Source organism: Brucella rhizosphaerae, assembly GCF_002252475.1.
Classification (GTDB): Bacteria; Pseudomonadota; Alphaproteobacteria; order Rhizobiales; family Rhizobiaceae; genus Brucella; species Brucella rhizosphaerae.
Genome location: NZ_NNRK01000025.1, coordinates 75,580 through 92,154 on the forward strand (window position 1 = coordinate 75,580; position 16,575 = coordinate 92,154).

Below are 16,575 nucleotides of genomic sequence, written 5' to 3' on the forward strand. Positions count from 1 at the left end.
CGCGCTCGTTTGCGCGATGACGATGTAAAGACAGTGAAATGAACGATTTCGTAAGCAGTAGCCAAATGAAGAGCCGTATCAGCCAACTCGAAGCCGACGGTGTTGATGTGCTCATTCTGGGTGCAGGTATCAATGGCGCGGGTCTTTATCGCGATCTGAGCGAACAGGGCGTGAGCTGTTTCATCGTTGACAAAGGCGATTTTGGTTCGGGCACAAGTGCTGCTCCTTCGCGCCTCATTCACGGCGGCCTCAAATATCTGGAAACCGGTGAGTTTGGTCTCGTGGCGCAATCGACGGTCGAGCGCAATATCCTGCTTAAAAATGCGCCGCATAATGTCCAGCCGCTGCCGACCTTCATTCCGGTCTTTTCGTGGACCAAGGGTATTACCGCAGCGCTCAGAACTCTGTTCGGCTCAACGACAGCACCACGTAGCCGTGGGGCCGTGCTGATCAAAATCGGTCTCGGACTTTACGATTATTTTGGTGCGCGTGAACGCGTTATGCCAAAGCATAATTTTCTCTTCAGGAAGAGTGCCTTGAAGGAAATGCCCTATATGACCACGTCTATCGTTGGGGGTGGCATTTATTATGATGCATGGGTCAGCAAGCCGGAACGTCTCGTTTATGAGCTTGTCAGTGATGGTTTGAAGGCCAATCCGCAAAGTGCAGCAGTCAATTTTACCTCTATTGTTGCGGCCAATGACGGCGCGGTAAGCTTTGAAGGGTCGGATGGTGCTGCTTTCACGGTCAAGCCAAAGATCGTCATCAATGCAGCTGGTCCGTGGATCGATCATGTCAACGCGGCGCTTGGTAAAGAAACCAGGATGATCGGCGGCACCAAGGGCTCACACATCCTGATCGATCACCCGGAACTGGTCAAAAGTCTCAAGGGCCGCATGATCTATTTCGAGGCGGATGATGGTCGTATCTGCCTCGTCTATGACTATCACGGTTTGGCGCTGGTTGGTTCTACGGACATCCCGGCGAACAATCCGGATGAGGTTTTCGCGGAAGACAAGGAAATCGATTATTTCATCGAGAGCCTGCGCTCGCTGCTGCCGAAGCTGAAGTTTGACCGCAGCCAGATCGTTTATACCTATAGCGGCATTCGTCCGCTGCCTGCCTCCAATGCTTCGGAGCCCGGCCTTATCAGCCGCGATCATTCCGCACCGGTTATCGAGCCAGACGCGAGCCGTCCGTTCGCAATCATTTCGCTGGTTGGTGGCAAGTGGACGACATTCCGCGGCTTTGCAGAAGAAGTTGCAGATACAGTTCTCAAGCGTTTTAGCCGTGAACGCCTCAAATCCACCCGTAGTCTCACCATCGGTGGTGGTAAGGATTATCCGGCAGACGCCAATGCACGCGCAGCGTGGGTGGCAAAGCAGGCTAAGGAAACCGGACTTCCAGCCGAACGTGTCGAGATACTTTTGAAGCGTTATGGCACCACGGCCTTGCCTATCATTGCGGATGAAGCAAAGGTTGGTGTTACACTTCTGCCTGATACAGATACTATAAGCCGTGCGGAAATTGCGTGGATTGCGCGCAATGAACTGGTCGTGCATCTCTCCGACGTGGTTCTGCGACGCACAACACTGGCGATTGATGGCGCGCTGTCGAATGCTAACCTGGCGGCCATTGCCGATATTCTTGGCGTGGAATTTGGCTGGGATGCCGCACGCAAGACGCAGGAGCTAGAGGTTGTGACTGCCGAGCTTGGCAAGCGCCACGGCATGAAGCTCGGAGAGCAGCCAGCGAAACGCCGCTAACGGTTATAGTGACTTTTCAAATCAAATTGATAAACGCCGGTCATTAGATCGGCGTTTTTTGCTATTTCTTTGCAATGTCATGGCGCTATCTTATGCGCTGACAGGAGAACGCTATGGAAATCAAAAGAAATGGATCGGCGCCATCTGGTGTTGGACCGGCAGACTGGTTTACGGGCAAGGTTCGCATTGATCCGCTGTTTTCGCCCAATGAGGCGCGGCGTGCGGCTGCAGCTGTGGTCACATTTGAACCCGGAGCCCGCACCGCCTGGCACACGCATCCGCTCGGACAAACGCTGATTGTTACTTCTGGATCAGGCTTGGTGCAGCGCGAAGGCGGTCCGATTGAGGAAATCCGACCCGGCGATGTTGTGTGGTTTGAACCAGGTGAAAAACACTGGCATGGCGCTTCGCCTAAAAATGCGATGACCCATATCGCAACGCAGGAGCAGCTCGATGGAAAGGTTGTCGACTGGATGGAGCATGTGACGGATGCTCAATATCCGAGCGCATGAATAACGAAGCCGGGCAGCTCGCCCGGCTTTTTTAAACCGTCATTGAGAGCACGTCATAGGGCGGAATTTTGATTGTTCTGCCACTTTCAACGACCACGTCCTGCTCATACGATGTGATATTGACCAGCCAGACGGTCTTATCTTCTACCGCAAATGCCAGAACGTCTGATGGACGCGATGACTGACACAGTCTGAAACTTTTACCGGCAAGCTGCGCGAGCACTTTGACTGCATTGAACAGAGGGCGTTTTTCACCCGCAGCAGCCGGTTCGTTTTCACCTGCGATCAGGCCAAACGGGCCGGTGAGCGCTGAAAGTGTGAGACTGTCCAGTCCTGCATCAAGCACAGATATTGCATATGCAAATGCAAAGCTTTCCGCAAATTTTCCATTATGGCGCGGATCGCGATCGGCCATGGCGATACGTTTGCCATTCGGGTTTTCCATCGTCCGGGTGCCATATGGGTTCTGACGCATGGGGATGGTAGACGGCCCGATGCGATAGGGTTTGTCGCCATAAATAGCCCTCACCGAACGCGTGATGAAAGGCAGTGCTTCCAGTGTCTGCATGACACTCAGATCATCAGCCGCATGGACAATCGGATTGGTGCAATGGGTGACAAAATCGATGAGGTCGCGCGGTACACGCTTGCGATTCAGCTCAGTGAAATAGCTCAGCATTCCACCGCCGAGACGCACATTCGGGAAGGCTGCTCTCGCTGCCGCATAAACATCTTCGAGCGGCGGGCAGGGTGGCCATTCACTTCCGGGAGGAGTCGATTGCCGGTCTATGGCCGGTGAAACCATGATTGCATCTGGCATGAAACCAGCGGCTTTCATGTCTGCTGCAATGGCGCTCGTTTCATCGATGAGCGCTTTCATGCAAGGCAATGCTATTTCGAGAGAAACGCGCCCTTTGTAGTGGGCGACCAACGCTGCAAAATCGGCAAATGCCTGCCCGTTATGGCCCGCCAGAGGATCGTAATGAAATAACAAATCCTGCGGGGCAAGTTCCTTTAGTAGCTCTATCGCAGTTAAACTGGCCTTGGCTTCCTCCGGCGTGATGATGATGCCGATACTTGGCATCCTGCCACCCACGTCACCGAGCGTGATGTTCACCGGCTCTGCATTCCGAGCTGTTGTTAACGCTGTTTTGCGCGTGTCGCGAATACTGAGCACAATGCGCTGATGCTGGAGCTTGGATGCTTCAATCTGATAAGGCCATGGCAAAGCCAGTGGACGCACATAGGTCTTGTAAGATGCATCAGACCAGTTGCGCTGATCTTCCATCTCAAACGTGTCGCCCTCCATGCGGCACTCGGCTGAAACGCCGGGGATCGCCTCGTGGGTGATAGCGCGCATGTCCCTGAAGGGCTGCCAAGGCTCGATCAGGTCGGGCAGATGGGTTTGATTGAGCGTGCCATCGACGTGCTCGACAGACACAGGTGAGCCTGCCACGCCGACGATTGGATGCAGAATACAGAAGCCGCAACGGTTGGTCTCAAAGCCGGTCCCGGTATTGGCCATGGCGTCGAACGTGAGCGTTCCGCTGGTATCTGCCTGAATGCGGACATCAATGTTTAGCTGTGTTGCATCGGGGCCTTCACACTGAGCCTGATAGGTAACGGTAAATCCGGTACTGTTTTCTTCGACGTTGAGATCGTGAATTTTCGGACTATAGGTGCCCCAGTCGCGATCCCGCACCAGATAGGAAATGGCACGCAGAACCTCGACGCCGTCATAGGTGATCGTGCGAAGATTGCCATCGCTGAGATCAACGACGAGCAGGCCCGCTTTCAGATACAGTGGTTTGGCTTCCGTTTCGCGCGTTCCAAAGAGCAGAAAAGGATCGACGCTGCTCATTTTAGCAAAGCCGCGATGTCGATGCGATTACCGCTCGCAGCACTGTCATAGGCCGCTTCGACAAGCGCGAAAGTCTTGAGATTATCAGCGCCCGATGTGGAGGTTTCTTCACCCGATGCGAGCTTATCCACCCAGTGCTGCTGAATGGCAAAAACGCTTTCCTGAATATTGTGCCATGGACGCGAGGCCCACGAGAGCAGTTTTGGTGCAACGTCGGAAACAGTGGTGCCAGAAGGTGTGATCACCTCAAGACGATAGCCCTGATAAAGCCGGATCGAGCCTTCCGTGCCATCAAGTTCAATGAGCGTTTCCGGGAAAGGATCGGTCCTGAGTTTGGTGGCATAGCTCACGTCGACAATCGAGGTTGCACCATTTTCATGGTCCATGAGAATGGTTGCCACATCCTCGCCCTTGATCTTCGGGTTAACGCGCTTTGTGCGCGCGACAAGGCTCGTGACGTCGCCCAGAATGAAGCGCGCAATATCAAGCGTGTGAATGCCGAGATCTTCGATAATAAAGCGCTCACCTTCCGCAAGATAAGGCTGACCGGAGAAGACATCAAAGCCCGAGCGGAAAGAAAAACGCCCCCAGAATGGTGTGCCGATGACGCCACTGTCGAGCGCCTTACGTACGGCCTGAACAGGCGTCTGCCAGCGGAAATTTTCATGCACCATGAGCGGAATGCCTGCCTCGTGACAGACTTTCACCATTGCCTTTGCATCATCAAGCGTTTTGGCAAATGGCTTCTGGCAGATTGCTGGCACCTTGTGGGCGGCGGCAAGTTCCACCAAAGCACGGTGGCTTGAAACCGTGGTGGCAATATCGACAAAATCGATGCCGCCATCCGCAAACAGCGCCTGCGCATCCGTGTAGCGGCGTTCGATGCCAAACTGGTCACCGACAATCTTCAGCCGCTCAGGATCGCGGTCGCAGATTGCCACGATTTTGGCATCCGAAACGTCATTCCATGCATGCATCTGGTTGATTGCGAAGAAGCCGCAGCCGATCAGAGCGCCATTCAATTCTGCCATTTTTAACCCGCTTTTGCCATTTGCATGAGTGTAACGCGCTGCTGGAGGCGGCGCTGCGCCTGATCGACCACCACGGCAATGATGATGACAAGGCCTTTGATGACCATCTGCCAAAAGGACGAAACGCCCATCATGACCAGACCGTCGGAGAGAATACCGATAACGAATGCACCAATGATCGTACCGCCAATAGTGCCGCGTCCGCCAGACATCGAGGTGCCGCCGAGAACCGCTGCCGCAATGGCGTTAAGCTCAAAGGAATTTCCCGTTGCCGGATGTGACGACATCAGCTCGGATGAGATGATAATGCCGACAATTGCCGCACAGAAGCCCGAAAACATGTAAACGAACATCTTTACGCGATCGACACGGATGCCTGACATGCGGGCTGCACGTTCATTGCCGCCGACTGCGAAAATCTGACGGCCAAGCGGCGTGTAACGCGCGACATAAGCTGCAATGAGCGCCACCGCGATCAGAATCCAAATTGAGACGGGCAGGCCCAGAATGCTGCCGGAGCCGAGGAAGGCAAAGCCGGTTGTACCCAGGTCTTCGCGGCCAACGAGGTTCGGGAAAGTCTGGCCGTCTGAGGACAACAGCGCCAGACCACGCGCCACATACAAGGTGCCGAGCGTCGCGATGAAGGGCGCGACATTTAATTTGGTGATCAATAGCCCGTTTATGAAGCCGACCGCGACACCTACTGCCAGTGTGATGAGCGATATCTCAAAGATGTTGAAATAGATCGTATAGCCGACGCCAAGGTCAACGCCATAGATCAGCAGGCCACCCGCCACCATCCCGCAAAGCCCGACGATGGAGCCGACCGAGAGATCGATGCCGCCCGTGATAATGACGAAGGTCATGCCCATCGCGAGAAACGCGTTGAGGGCGACGTGCTTCGACATCAGGATGAGGTTGGCGGCAGAAAGGAAATTTGGCGCTGCGAACGAGAAGAAGATGAACACCGCGAAAAGCGCGATGAAGGTTCTCAGTTTCATCAGCGTCAGCAGGGCCGAGCCGCTGTTAAAGGTTGAGTCAGTGGCCGCCGTCGTTGTGTTGGCTGTCATGACGCGAGTTCCCTTGTTTGTTTGTTGTGGTCGTTGTCATGCGTATGCCCGTGGCCCTTGGCCGAAGCGGCAACAATGTCGGCTTCCGTCGCTTTATCGCGGTCGAATATGGCAATCAGCTTCCCATTGCTGAGCACCGCGATGCGATCGGAGAGCGCCATGACTTCTTCCAGATCAGAGGTTGAAAAGAGAATGGAAAGACCTTCGGCGGCAAGCCTGCGCATGGTGCGGAAAACGTCAGCCTTCGCACCCACATCGATGCCGCGCGATGGTTCGTCCATCAGAAGAACTTTTGGATTGGTCATCAGCGCCTTGCCGATGACGACTTTCTGCTGGTTGCCGCCCGACATCGACGTGACTTCGAATTCCGGGTTTGGTGCCTTGATAGCAAGGTCCTGGATCGCCTGTTGAATGGCTTGTTTTTCGCGCTTTGGCGTGATGTGGAAGAAGCGCGCCAGACGGTCGAGACTTGCAAGCGTCAGATTACTGGCAATGGATAATATCTGGACCAGACCTTCGCGCTGGCGGTCTTCCGGTATGAGCGCAAGGCCGCGTCGGATGCGACGGGTTGTGTCGCGCTCCTTCACTTCCTGGCCATCGATATAGATATTACCGGTCGAATGCCCGTGTTGCCCCATCACGCATTCAAAGAACTCGGAGCGTCCTGCACCCATGAGGCCATAAATACCCAGAACTTCACCGGCGCGCACTGAGAGCGACACATCATCAACTGCGAGCCCACCGGTTGGGCGGGGCAGGGTGATGTTCTCGGCACGAAACCGCTCAGCTCCGATTTTGTGGGTAACAGGCTTGGCAAAATCCTTGGCATCGGAACCGATCATCGAACGCACGATCCATTGCGTATCGATATTCCTGATCTCTTCCTGCCCGGTGATTTTCCCATCACGCAGAACCGTGATGTAATCACCAATCCGCATCAGTTCTTCGAGACGATGCGAAATGTAGACGATTGCCACGCCCTGACTCTTCAGCTCGGCAATCACCTTGAACAGAATATCGACTTCGGCGGCTGAAAGTGCGGATGTCGGCTCGTCCATAATGACGATGCGTGCATCAATCGAGATTGCCTTTGCGATTTCGACAAGCTGCTGCTGACCAATCGGCAAATCGGCGACAAGCGTATTTGCACTGATGCCTGCATCGAGCCGGTCGAGATATTCGTTGGCCTTTACAACCTGCGCCTTGTGATTGATGCCGCGCAGACCGCGTGTGATTTCGCGTGTGGCAAAGATATTTTCTGCCACCGACATATTTGAAAACAGGTTCAATTCCTGAAAAATCATCGCAATGCCGCGCTTTTGCGCATCGGCGGGACTGTCGAATGATACTTCTTCAGCATCGAGAATAATCTTCCCCATGGTCGGGCGTTCAACGCCAGCGATGATTTTCATCAGCGTGGATTTACCCGCACCATTTTCGCCGACAAGCACATTGACCGAGCCACGGCGCAGTTCAAGATTGGCACGCTTGACAGCGACAATGCCTGAATAGACCTTGGAAACATCCTCAAGCTTGAGGACAATATCGTCCCTCTGGTTCAGTTCCGTCTCCATGGCTTATTTCTCCACAGAGATGGAAACGGGAGTGAGGAGTGGAAGCTGGCCCTTCGACGGCAATGGGAAAGCGCCTTCGGCTTTCACCTTCATGCCGACAAGATCTTCGCGTGGCAGCTTGGACAGTACGTCGTCGTTGACGCGGGTGTTGAAAGCCTTGCCGAACTGTGCCCAGTCGATCTGGTTACGGAACTCGTTGAAATTCACGAAGGATAGGCTGTCACGGATCGCGCTGCCGCGAACCGTAGGCCCGATCTGCACGCGTGCATCGGCCTTGCCATCGCCATTGCTGTCGACATCGACATAGGCGGCGCGTGACTTTGTTTCAGCTGCGACCACTGTGCCTTCAAGCTTGGCTGCGAAGGTCCAGGGGGCATTGCCCTGCTTTTCGCGATGGCCGTATTTTGCTCCGGCTGCATCTACATCAGCATTGGTGGCCTGCATCACTTCGTCGAGCGTTGCAGTCTTCTCGGCAAAAAATGGCTTCACTTTTGAATCCCAGATATCGGCGACCGAGCGATCGGGATTGAAATTATCGCCGCGTGCTTCTGCGGCTTCTTCTGCTGTCGGCGTCTTGATGATTTTGCAGCCCGAAAGCGCGACACCGCAGGCCAGCAGGATAATGGAAGCTGACTTCAGCACTGACATGAATTTATCCTCGATATAGGAAGTAGTGCCGGGAACGCGGGCGCTCCCGGCTAAGCAGTGCCTGATCAATCCTTCAAAGCGAAGGTTTCGAGCTTTTCTGCATTGTCAGGGTTGATGAGCACGCAGTCCATCAGCTGCTTTTCTTCAGCAGGTTCCTTACCGGTCTTGATATATTCGTCAGCCTGGACGACAGCCATCTGTGCCTGAGCGTAGGCTGGCTGCAGAACAGTTGCCTTGATGCCGCCTGCCTTGATGGAGTCGCGGACATCGTTGGAGCCGTCGAAGCCAACAACGATAATGTCCTTGCGGCCAGCCGCTTCAAGCGCAGCCCAAGCACCCATAGCCATGGTGTCGTTGCCAGAAATCACGCCCTTAATCTCAGGGTTTGCCTGCAGAATGCTCTGCATCTTCGTGAAGGCTTCAGTCTGGCTCCAGTTGGCCGACTGCTGCGCAACCATCTTCATGTCTGGATATTCGTCGATGACGTCGTGATAGCCCTTCGAGCGAGTGCCCGCATTGAGATCGGATTCACGACCGAGCAGTTCGACATAATTGCCCGCTTCGCCCATCAGCTTGACGAACTCTTCCGCACCGAGCTGTGCGCCCTGATAATTGTTTGAAACGATCTGCGAAACCGCAACACCAGAGGCATTGATTTCACGGTCGATCAGGAACGAAGGGATTTTCGCGTCCTTGGCCTTCTGAACGGCTGCAATCGATGCTTCCGAACCGGCATTGTCGAGGATGATAGCCTTGGCGCCACGGCCGATAGCCGTATCGACGAGCTGCGACTGCTTGGTTGCGTCGTCGTCATGCTGAAGGATCAGCGTATCGTAACCGAGTTCCTTGGCCTTGGCTTCAGCGCCAACAGCTTCCGCCTTATAGAATGGATTGTCATGCGATGGTGTGATGATCGCAATAAGATCGGCAGCCCAGGCTGGCATAACCACGCCACCTGCCAATGTTGCTGAAACGGCTGCAATCGCAAAACCGCGCGCAATTTTCCTGCGTGTAAACTTCATGTAGACCTCCCAATAAGCCCCGTTTCCCAAAAGGGCGGTAAAACGGGAGGGCGCACTACGCCCTCCCAAGTGACGTCACGTAATGCGACGGATGCTTTCTGCGATTTCTTCCGGTTCGAAAACGTTCTTCCAGTCGTCGCGCATCAGCGCAGGAATGCCGAATTCGATTGCCTTGTTGCAGGCATCGGAGAATACGCCCTGGACTTCGCCAAAGATGACGGCGCCGAGAACATTCATGTGGCCGAGCAGGAAGTCGCGAGCAGCTTCTTCAGGAACGCCGCGACGAACGCTTTCGTCCATAGCCTGCTTCATGACGACCAAAAGGGATGCGCAAACAGTTTCCGACAGGCCCGGCTCCAGGATTGCGAGCTGCTCGACGGTTACGCGGTGCGAGCGCATGACAGGTGCCCAGATGACCTTGGCAATTTCTTCGCCAAGCGCATAGGTTTCTTCCGGACCCTGCATCAGAGCCGAAACGATGTGCTGCTTTGCAAACAGACCGCCGAAGTGATCCTTCTTTGCCTGCATGTCTGTTTCGTCGTTGAAGATTGGTGGATGGCAAGGATGTGTCACGAAGTAAGTGAGATCTGCGCGTTCTGGCAGATGGCCGGCAAATGGTGCAGCTGCATCGAGCGCTATAACCATCGTGCCTGGCTTCAGCTTGTCGACGATGCCTGCAGCAACCTTGCCGATAATAGTATCCGGCACAGCCAGAATAACGACTTCAGCGCCTTCGAGACCTGCACCCGCATCGATGGTGTCGATGCCGAGGTCGTTCTTCAGGCGTGCCTTGCCTGCGTCGCTGACTTCAATGTGACGTACGTCAAAGCGCGAACCTTTGAGGTTCTTGGCCAGACGGTAGCCCATCTTGCCGCCCGCTCCGAACAAAGCGATAGCTGTCATTTATAGTTCCTTCCCAGACTTTTGGTAACTTAACTGGTATAACCAGTCAATGAGTATTCCAGATTCAAATCGCGAGTCCGTCACGAATCTGGCTGAAGTAACCGTCAGAACCGACCTGACCGCCCTTGAGGGCAACTTGCAGGCCGTTGGTGGCGGCGTGATCGCCGTGTGCCGTGCAAAGCGGCGACCCGGGTGTTTGTGGAAGCGGCAAATGCGTGGTCAGTGCATCCACATGCAATTCACGCAATGCGTGGCTGGAAGTGTCGCCGCCTGCAATGACTGCGCGGGTAAGCTGTTCGCGCTCGACCAGGCTGCGGAGGATGAAACCGAGGCTGCGCGCCAGTTTGTGACGGCTACCTGCGATCTTATCGATTTCTGCACCGCGATCAGCCGATGGGCCAAGCGCTGTATTGAGGATCACGCTGTTGCCCTGCTTAAGCGCCTTCTGGCCTTCGGCAATGGCGGCTTCGATTGCCTGACTACTGTTTTCGCCTAGAAGATCGAGCGGGTTGAGGTCTATGCCGGTAAAGCCTGATGCCGTTGCATGGCGAATCTGGCGTTCGGTCGTTGGCGAAACGCTGCCTGAAACGACCGCAATACGGTCGACCCTGCCCGGAAGCGTAAACTCTTTTTTCTCAACGATCAGTCCGGCTTTGGCCCAAGCGGTCAGCAGCGCATATTCAACGCCCGATGAGCCCGCAACGAACCAGCCTTCACGAGCACGCAAACGCCAGAGCTGTTCGCCTGCCTGCAACTGGCTTTCATGGCTATCAACGTCGAGCAGCAACATGCCGTCAGCATTTTGGGCAATGGCGCTGACGCGATCATCGGCATCACCTGATGCAAGTGTTGCAAGATCGGCGAGGACAGTTCTAAGCGTTGTCTGTTGAGCCAGATGCATGCGCAGATCGGCCTCATGCATCGGCGTGACCGGATGGCGGCTCATCACCGGATGGCGGTCGATGCGATAGATTTCGCCCTGATAGGCAGCAAACAGATTGCCGAAAGAGGTGTAACGCTTGAGCTGCGGCGCACCGACAACCAGTGGCACATAGACCTGATTGAAGATTGCTTTGCCGATTTCCACGGCCTTGCCGATATTGCCGACTTGCGGCGCTGAATCGAATGTCGAGCAGACCTTATAATGGGTGATCGCCGCATTGAGGCCTTTCAGCCAGTTGAATGCGGGTGTCAGATGTTCCTGCATCCATTCCGGCGTTTCGCTGCGGCTGGTGCCTGCAAGCCCGATGGCTTTGCAATGCGAAAAACGAGCAAGCAGCTTCTCGTCTGGCACATTCATGAACAGAACTGTGTCGACGCCATTGGAAGCGAGAGCTTCCATAACATCGGTCGAGCCGGTGAGATCATCACCGTAATAAGACAGCAGCAATTCGTTAGAAGCCTGTGACATTACTCGCCACCTTTCCCGAATTTTGCGAGCGAGGCTGCAAGTTCGGGGTGATCTGCTGCATATGTTTCAAGCGGGATGCCAGTGACTGCTGCTTCCCACGCTTGCTGCACGGCGCGGACACCGGCAGCCGGGCCGCCCGGATGACTGACAATGCCGCCGCCGCACAGGTAAAGCAGATCCGTGGTGCGACCCGTGCGTTCATAGGTTTCCGGTGCCTGACCGCCCCACTGGCCGGAACCGGCAACGGGAAGCGGGCAATCGGCAGGCGTGAACAGTGGCGTACTGACAGCCTTGAATGAATTGACGAAGCTTTCGTCCGGCTCCCAATATTTCACGCGAATGCCATTGATCTGGAACTGATCGACGCCAAGCAGACGCCAGAACTGCTGATAGACGCCGAAATCCATGCCCGCGCCCGGATTGCGGGTCAGAATGTCCCAGCCATTGCGGTGGGCATGTAGCACGAGGCCCGAGCGTTTGCGCAGGAAGCTCATGCCGCCAAAGCCAACCGAGTTGATATTGACCACGGCGCAATTGCCGCCAGCTTTCAACACCATGTCATGATTGCGCATCATGACGTCGGGGTCGGCATGGGAGATGCCAAAGGCATACATGACCTTTTTGCCGGTCTTCTGTTCGTGATCGAGGATGCGCGGCATGATCGCTTCAATGCGCTCTTTGAGCGGCGAATAGGCCGGGCTCATCAGCTTTTCATCGTCCTTGATGAAATCCACACCGGATTCGATCAGTTCGCCGACGAGTTCCGCCGTCTCATGTGGGCGCAAACCAAGGGCTGGCTTGACGATTGTGCCGATGATCGGGCGCTTTTCAACGCCTGTGAGGCGACGGCTTCCGGCGATGCCGAACTGAGGTCCGGGATGTGCGGTGCGGAAAGCATCCGGCAATTTCATGTCAACAACGCGGATGCCGGTCATGCCCTTGATCGAATAAACGCCGCCAACGGCAATCGTCATCAGTGCTGCGAGATCAGTACCAACAGCATCAAGCGGAAAGGCGATGTCGACATCAGCGCGCTTGATGGGGCCGTGACCGGGTTCAAGCTCTGGCCAGGCAGGCACGCTTGCATCTTCAAGCGGACGAATTTCCAGTACGCGCGCTGCGACGCGCGCCTTCAGCTCTTCCGTTTCACCGGGAACAGCGACAAAAGTGCCGGTCGACTGATCGCTCGCGATCTTGGCCGCCATCTGTTCAATGCTGTCTGTTGTCTCAATACGATAGGTCAAACAGATGTTCATCGGAATTTGCGTCACTCACTGTTTTTGCTGCGCCTGAGACAAATGCATGATGGACAAGCGCATGGTGTTTGAGTGCGAACTGGTATAATGAGTATTCCAATATCTGCAAGCGGAAAATTGTTAGCCCAGTCACAAGAGCGTGGGTAACGGCTTTCCTCTGAGCCTTTGAAGATGCATAAGGGAGAAAAGCTCATGAGCAGTGAGACGCAATGACCCAACCAATCGAACCCATCATTCGCCGCAAACTATCCGACGAAGTTTTCGACCGGCTCGAAAACATGATCACGTCCGGTGAACTGACGCCGGGCGATGAAATGCCGTCCGAGCGTGTTCTGATGGAGCGTTTTGGCGTTGGCCGTCCTGCGATCCGCGAAGCGATGCAGTCCCTTGCCAAGATGGGGCTGGTCAACATCTCTCATGGTGAGCGCGCCAAGGTTTTGAAGCTGACTGCCCGTTCGATCTTGCAGCAAGTCGACCCGACGGCGAAGATCATGCTGGCGCAATCACTGGATACGCTGGAGCATCTTAAAAGTGCGCGTATTTTCTTTGAGCGCGGAATTGCACGTGAGGCTGCACAGAAGGCCAGTGACCAAGATGTTGCAGATCTTCGCGCCATCGTGGAACGACAGCGGGAATCGCTGGGTGATGCCGATGCATTTATTTCCGCCGATATGGAGTTTCATATTCGCATCGCGAAAATTTCGGGAAACCCGATTTTTGTTGGCGTCAGCGAAGCGATGCTCGCATGGCTACGTGAATATCACACGCATATGCTGATCTGGACGGGTAAGGAAAAATACACGCTGGTCGAGCACGAAGAAATTATCGAAATGCTGGCCGCTAAAAATTCTGACGGCGCGGAGGCAACCATGTTGCACCATCTTGAGCGCTCGCGCGCGCTTTATACGAAGTAAAGCGTTTCCAGCAAAAGTGTGAAGCGGTTTTGCATCGGATAATGCGTAAAAACAAATAGATAGGGCGGTTCAAACAATTCATTGTTAATTGGAGCCGCTCCAACAGGTTCAACGGTTTTAGTTTTCAGGGATGTTTTCTCTGAAGATCACCTGAACGCGTGGTGGCTGCGGGTCGAATGATTGGCCTTTGATGCTGCTGGTAAGTGCGGCCAGGGCTTCACGCGCCTCGACGCGGGGATTCTGATCGATCACGGCATCCATTGTACCGTTCAGCAGAAGGCGCTTGGTGCTTTCGGTCAACTCATGGCCGATAAATATGACCGAATCCGATTTGCCGGAATCCATCAAAGCCTGACCGATGCCCTGATTACCAGCGCCGAGATTGTAGATGCCGGCAAGGTCAGGGTGGCGCCCGAGCATCGCGATAGCCTCAGTATAAGCCTTCTCGCGACTGTCTTCGATTTCTTTCAGCTCAACGATGTGAAGGTGCGAAAACTCTTCCGCGATCACGCGCCGAAAGCCCATCTCGCGCTCTTCATGGCCGCGATAGGAAAGCGATCCGGCAAAAAGTGCGATCTTGTTTCCTGCGGAACTCCCCAGAAATCTGCCGAGGATATAGCCGCCAAGTCGGCCTGCTGCACGATTGTCGATGCCAATATAGCCAACGCGCGGTACATGCAGAATGTCAGACGCAATCGTTACGATATGCGCACCGGATTCAGCGAGCGAGCGCATGGCTTCACGCACTGTCGGGTGATCCAGTGCAATCACACCAACGCCCTGCGCCTGTCCCTTGAGGCTTTCCAGCGCGTGCGCAAGCGTATCCGGGTTGAAGCCTTCGACACAATGGATGGTCAGATCAATTTCAGGCTTCAGCGCTGCCTGCCTGACAATCTGATCACGCAGATTGGCAATGAAGGTGTTCGTTCCAGCGGGCAATATGAAGTCCAGCTTCACCCGCTCAGTGGGAGCTGCGTTACGAGGCGCACTGCCGGGAAGGTAGCCAAGATTACGTGCGGCTTCGAGCACGATTTCTCGCGTGCGCTCTTTCACGCCCTCGCGATTGTTGAGAACACGGTCAACGGTCGCACTCGATACACCGGCAGCCTTGGCAATGTCGCTCAATGTTGATCGCAAATCCGGTTCCTCACAGAAATGATGTAAAATGATGTATTTCGATTTGAGAATGATGCAAGCCTTATGCACTGCCGGATTGATGTTTTCCTCATCAATTCCTGTCGATGTATCCAGTTTGCATCAAAAGACATCATTTTACACGGATAGCAGCTGTTGGTTCCGGTTCATCCGGCATTCATGTCGATAAAAGATGAAAAATGATGTAAAATGATTTTATATGATGTTGACACTCAGGCGAATTGCCTTCATCAATCCTCACCATATCAATGGAGGTTGATATTTCTCATCGAAGGAAGCCGCTTTCTGGCAAGGATTAGCTGCCTGAAACAACGCGCTGGTCTAAGCGTGACGATAGGAAACTGATAGCGGGAGGTTCAAATGAGTACAGCGCAGGGTTTCACCCCTGATCCGCCGGTTCGTGTTCGGGATTTTAAAATCGGCTGTATTGGTGCCGGCATGATCATGGCCGAGTGCCATCTAGCCGCCTACAAAGAAGCGGACTTTACAGTCGCAGCAATCGCTTCACGCACAAAGGCAAAGGCCGACGAGGTCGCCAGGCGCTGGGGCATTGCCACGGTTCACGAAACGCCGGAAGCGCTGATCGCTGATGAAGCAATCCAAATCCTCGATATCGCCTATCCGCCGGACCTGCAGACAGCGCTTATTCGTCAGGCGTTGGCGCAGCCTCATATCAAGGGCATTCTGGCGCAAAAGCCGCTGGCTCTGACGCTTGAGGAAGCAATTGCTCTGCGAGATGAAGCCGCAAAAGCTGGCAAAATTCTCTCCGTCAATCAGAACATGCGCTACGACCAGTCGATGCGTGTGTTGAAGCAAATTCTCGACAATGGCGAGCTGGGTACGCCAGTGATGGCGACAATCGAGATGCGCGCCATCCCGCATTGGCAGGCGTTTCTCGAAGATTACGACCGGCTGACGCTATCGAACATGAGCGTGCATCATCTGGATGTATTGCGGTTTCTGTTCGGCGAGCCTGAAACCATCACGACGCTGACACGTACCGATCCGCGCACAAAGTTTGCGCACAAGGACGGCATCACCGTTTCGACGCTGATGTTTCCAGGTGGCGTAATGGCTGTTTCGATGGAGGATGTCTGGTCAGGGCCGCGCGAGGAGGGCTTTGACAGCGACATCTACATCAAATGGCGCGTTGAAGGCACGGATGGTGTGGCGCAGGGCACGATCGGCTGGCCGGATGGTTCTCCATCGACCCTGACTTATGCTTCCAAAAAGACGACAGATGGCAAATGGGTTAGCCCGAAATGGGAGACCATGTGGTTCCCGCACGCCTTCATCGGTGTGATGGAGCAACTGCAATATGCAGTTCATTCTGGCGAGCCACCAGCACTTTCAGTTGCAGACAATGTGAAGACAGTTGCGCTCGTTGAGGCGGGTTACAAGTCGATCGATGAAGGCCGGACGGTCAGATTGTCCGAGATATCAATTAAATAA

The 16,575-nt window shown here is 54.6% G+C and carries 14 protein-coding genes; 4 read left to right on the plus strand and 10 right to left on the minus strand.

Translation table 11 applies throughout. From position 1 onward, the window contains the following. Positions 1-38 precede the first annotated feature (38 nt). Positions 39-1,766 carry a glycerol-3-phosphate dehydrogenase/oxidase gene (locus CEV32_RS07905; RefSeq protein WP_094575975.1) on the plus strand — a complete coding sequence of 576 codons (1,728 nt, stop codon included), beginning with the start codon at positions 39-41 and terminating at the stop codon, positions 1,764-1,766. Between the two features lie 113 nt (positions 1,767-1,879). Next, positions 1,880-2,278 (plus strand): (R)-mandelonitrile lyase, encoded by a 399-nt coding sequence (locus tag CEV32_RS07910; RefSeq protein ID WP_094575980.1) that lies wholly within the window; start codon positions 1,880-1,882, stop codon positions 2,276-2,278. A gap of 31 nt (positions 2,279-2,309) precedes the next feature. Here CEV32_RS07910 and apnL read toward each other — a convergent pair whose 3' ends face one another. From apnL to oiaX, 9 genes are all read right to left on the minus strand, one after another. After that, positions 2,310-4,139, minus strand: a complete 1,830-nt coding sequence (gene apnL, locus CEV32_RS07915; protein WP_094575983.1) for a D-apionate lactonase — start codon at positions 4,137-4,139, stop codon at positions 2,310-2,312. Further along, entirely contained in the window at positions 4,136-5,170 is a 1,035-nt protein-coding gene (locus CEV32_RS07920; protein WP_094575987.1) for a Gfo/Idh/MocA family protein, read from the minus strand. Before CEV32_RS07920 ends, apnL begins: the two co-directional genes overlap by 4 nt. Before the next feature lie 2 nt (positions 5,171-5,172). After that, positions 5,173-6,240 carry an ABC transporter permease gene (locus tag CEV32_RS07925; RefSeq protein ID WP_094575991.1) on the minus strand — a complete coding sequence of 356 codons (1,068 nt, stop codon included), beginning with the start codon at positions 6,238-6,240 and terminating at the stop codon, positions 5,173-5,175. Next, entirely contained in the window at positions 6,237-7,814 is a 1,578-nt protein-coding gene (locus CEV32_RS07930; RefSeq protein ID WP_094575994.1) for a sugar ABC transporter ATP-binding protein, read from the minus strand. The genes CEV32_RS07925 and CEV32_RS07930 overlap by 4 nt, the downstream gene beginning before the upstream one ends. 3 nt (positions 7,815-7,817) lie before the next feature. After that, positions 7,818-8,462 carry a DUF2291 family protein gene (locus tag CEV32_RS07935; protein ID WP_094575996.1) on the minus strand — a complete coding sequence of 215 codons (645 nt, stop codon included), beginning with the start codon at positions 8,460-8,462 and terminating at the stop codon, positions 7,818-7,820. Positions 8,463-8,527: 65 nt separating this feature from the next. Then, positions 8,528-9,484, minus strand: coding sequence for a D-ribose ABC transporter substrate-binding protein (locus tag CEV32_RS07940; protein ID WP_094575999.1), 957 nt, complete (start codon positions 9,482-9,484; stop codon positions 8,528-8,530). A gap of 75 nt (positions 9,485-9,559) precedes the next feature. After that, complete coding sequence (locus CEV32_RS07945; RefSeq protein WP_094576002.1) at positions 9,560-10,387, minus strand: phosphogluconate dehydrogenase C-terminal domain-containing protein; 828 nt, start codon at positions 10,385-10,387, stop codon at positions 9,560-9,562. A gap of 64 nt (positions 10,388-10,451) precedes the next feature. After that, a complete protein-coding gene (locus CEV32_RS07950; RefSeq protein WP_094576005.1) occupies positions 10,452-11,798 on the minus strand; it encodes a four-carbon acid sugar kinase family protein in 1,347 nt (448 codons plus the stop codon). Then, positions 11,798-13,054, minus strand: coding sequence for a 3-oxo-isoapionate-4-phosphate decarboxylase OiaX (gene oiaX, locus CEV32_RS07955; protein ID WP_094576007.1), 1,257 nt, complete (start codon positions 13,052-13,054; stop codon positions 11,798-11,800). The genes CEV32_RS07950 and oiaX overlap by 1 nt, the downstream gene beginning before the upstream one ends. A 209-nt stretch (positions 13,055-13,263) precedes the next feature. On the opposite strand from oiaX, the gene CEV32_RS07960 reads away from it, so the two are divergent. Next, entirely contained in the window at positions 13,264-13,968 is a 705-nt protein-coding gene (locus CEV32_RS07960) for a transcriptional regulator NanR (protein WP_094576011.1), read from the plus strand. Between the two features lie 117 nt (positions 13,969-14,085). Here the strand turns inward: CEV32_RS07960 and CEV32_RS07965 are convergent, their stop codons facing one another. Next, positions 14,086-15,105, minus strand: a complete 1,020-nt coding sequence (locus CEV32_RS07965) for a LacI family DNA-binding transcriptional regulator (RefSeq protein ID WP_094576471.1) — start codon at positions 15,103-15,105, stop codon at positions 14,086-14,088. A gap of 378 nt (positions 15,106-15,483) precedes the next feature. Between CEV32_RS07965 and CEV32_RS07970 the strand changes: the two genes are divergently transcribed. Beyond that, positions 15,484-16,575 (plus strand): Gfo/Idh/MocA family protein, encoded by a 1,092-nt coding sequence (locus tag CEV32_RS07970; RefSeq protein ID WP_094576015.1) that lies wholly within the window; start codon positions 15,484-15,486, stop codon positions 16,573-16,575.

Bases quoted from the DNA above. Each gene is read 5' to 3' on its own strand.
- CEV32_RS07945 (WP_094576002.1), bottom strand. From the start codon at position 10,387: ATGACAGCTATCGCTTTGTTCGGAGCGGGCGGCAAGATGGGCTACCGT.
- CEV32_RS07940 (WP_094575999.1), bottom strand. From the start codon at position 9,484: ATGAAGTTTACACGCAGGAAAATTGCGCGCGGTTTTGCGATTGCAGCC.
- CEV32_RS07925 (WP_094575991.1), bottom strand. From the start codon at position 6,240: ATGACAGCCAACACAACGACGGCGGCCACTGACTCAACCTTTAACAGC.
- CEV32_RS07935 (WP_094575996.1), bottom strand. From the start codon at position 8,462: ATGTCAGTGCTGAAGTCAGCTTCCATTATCCTGCTGGCCTGCGGTGTC.
- apnL (WP_094575983.1), bottom strand. From the start codon at position 4,139: ATGAGCAGCGTCGATCCTTTTCTGCTCTTTGGAACGCGCGAAACGGAA.
- oiaX (WP_094576007.1), bottom strand. From the start codon at position 13,054: ATGAACATCTGTTTGACCTATCGTATTGAGACAACAGACAGCATTGAA.
- CEV32_RS07905 (WP_094575975.1), top strand. From the start codon at position 39: ATGAACGATTTCGTAAGCAGTAGCCAAATGAAGAGCCGTATCAGCCAA.
- CEV32_RS07930 (WP_094575994.1), bottom strand. From the start codon at position 7,814: ATGGAGACGGAACTGAACCAGAGGGACGATATTGTCCTCAAGCTTGAG.
- CEV32_RS07970 (WP_094576015.1), top strand. From the start codon at position 15,484: ATGAGTACAGCGCAGGGTTTCACCCCTGATCCGCCGGTTCGTGTTCGG.
- CEV32_RS07960 (WP_094576011.1), top strand. From the start codon at position 13,264: ATGACCCAACCAATCGAACCCATCATTCGCCGCAAACTATCCGACGAA.
- CEV32_RS07920 (WP_094575987.1), bottom strand. From the start codon at position 5,170: ATGGCAGAATTGAATGGCGCTCTGATCGGCTGCGGCTTCTTCGCAATC.
- CEV32_RS07910 (WP_094575980.1), top strand. From the start codon at position 1,880: ATGGAAATCAAAAGAAATGGATCGGCGCCATCTGGTGTTGGACCGGCA.
- CEV32_RS07950 (WP_094576005.1), bottom strand. From the start codon at position 11,798: ATGTCACAGGCTTCTAACGAATTGCTGCTGTCTTATTACGGTGATGAT.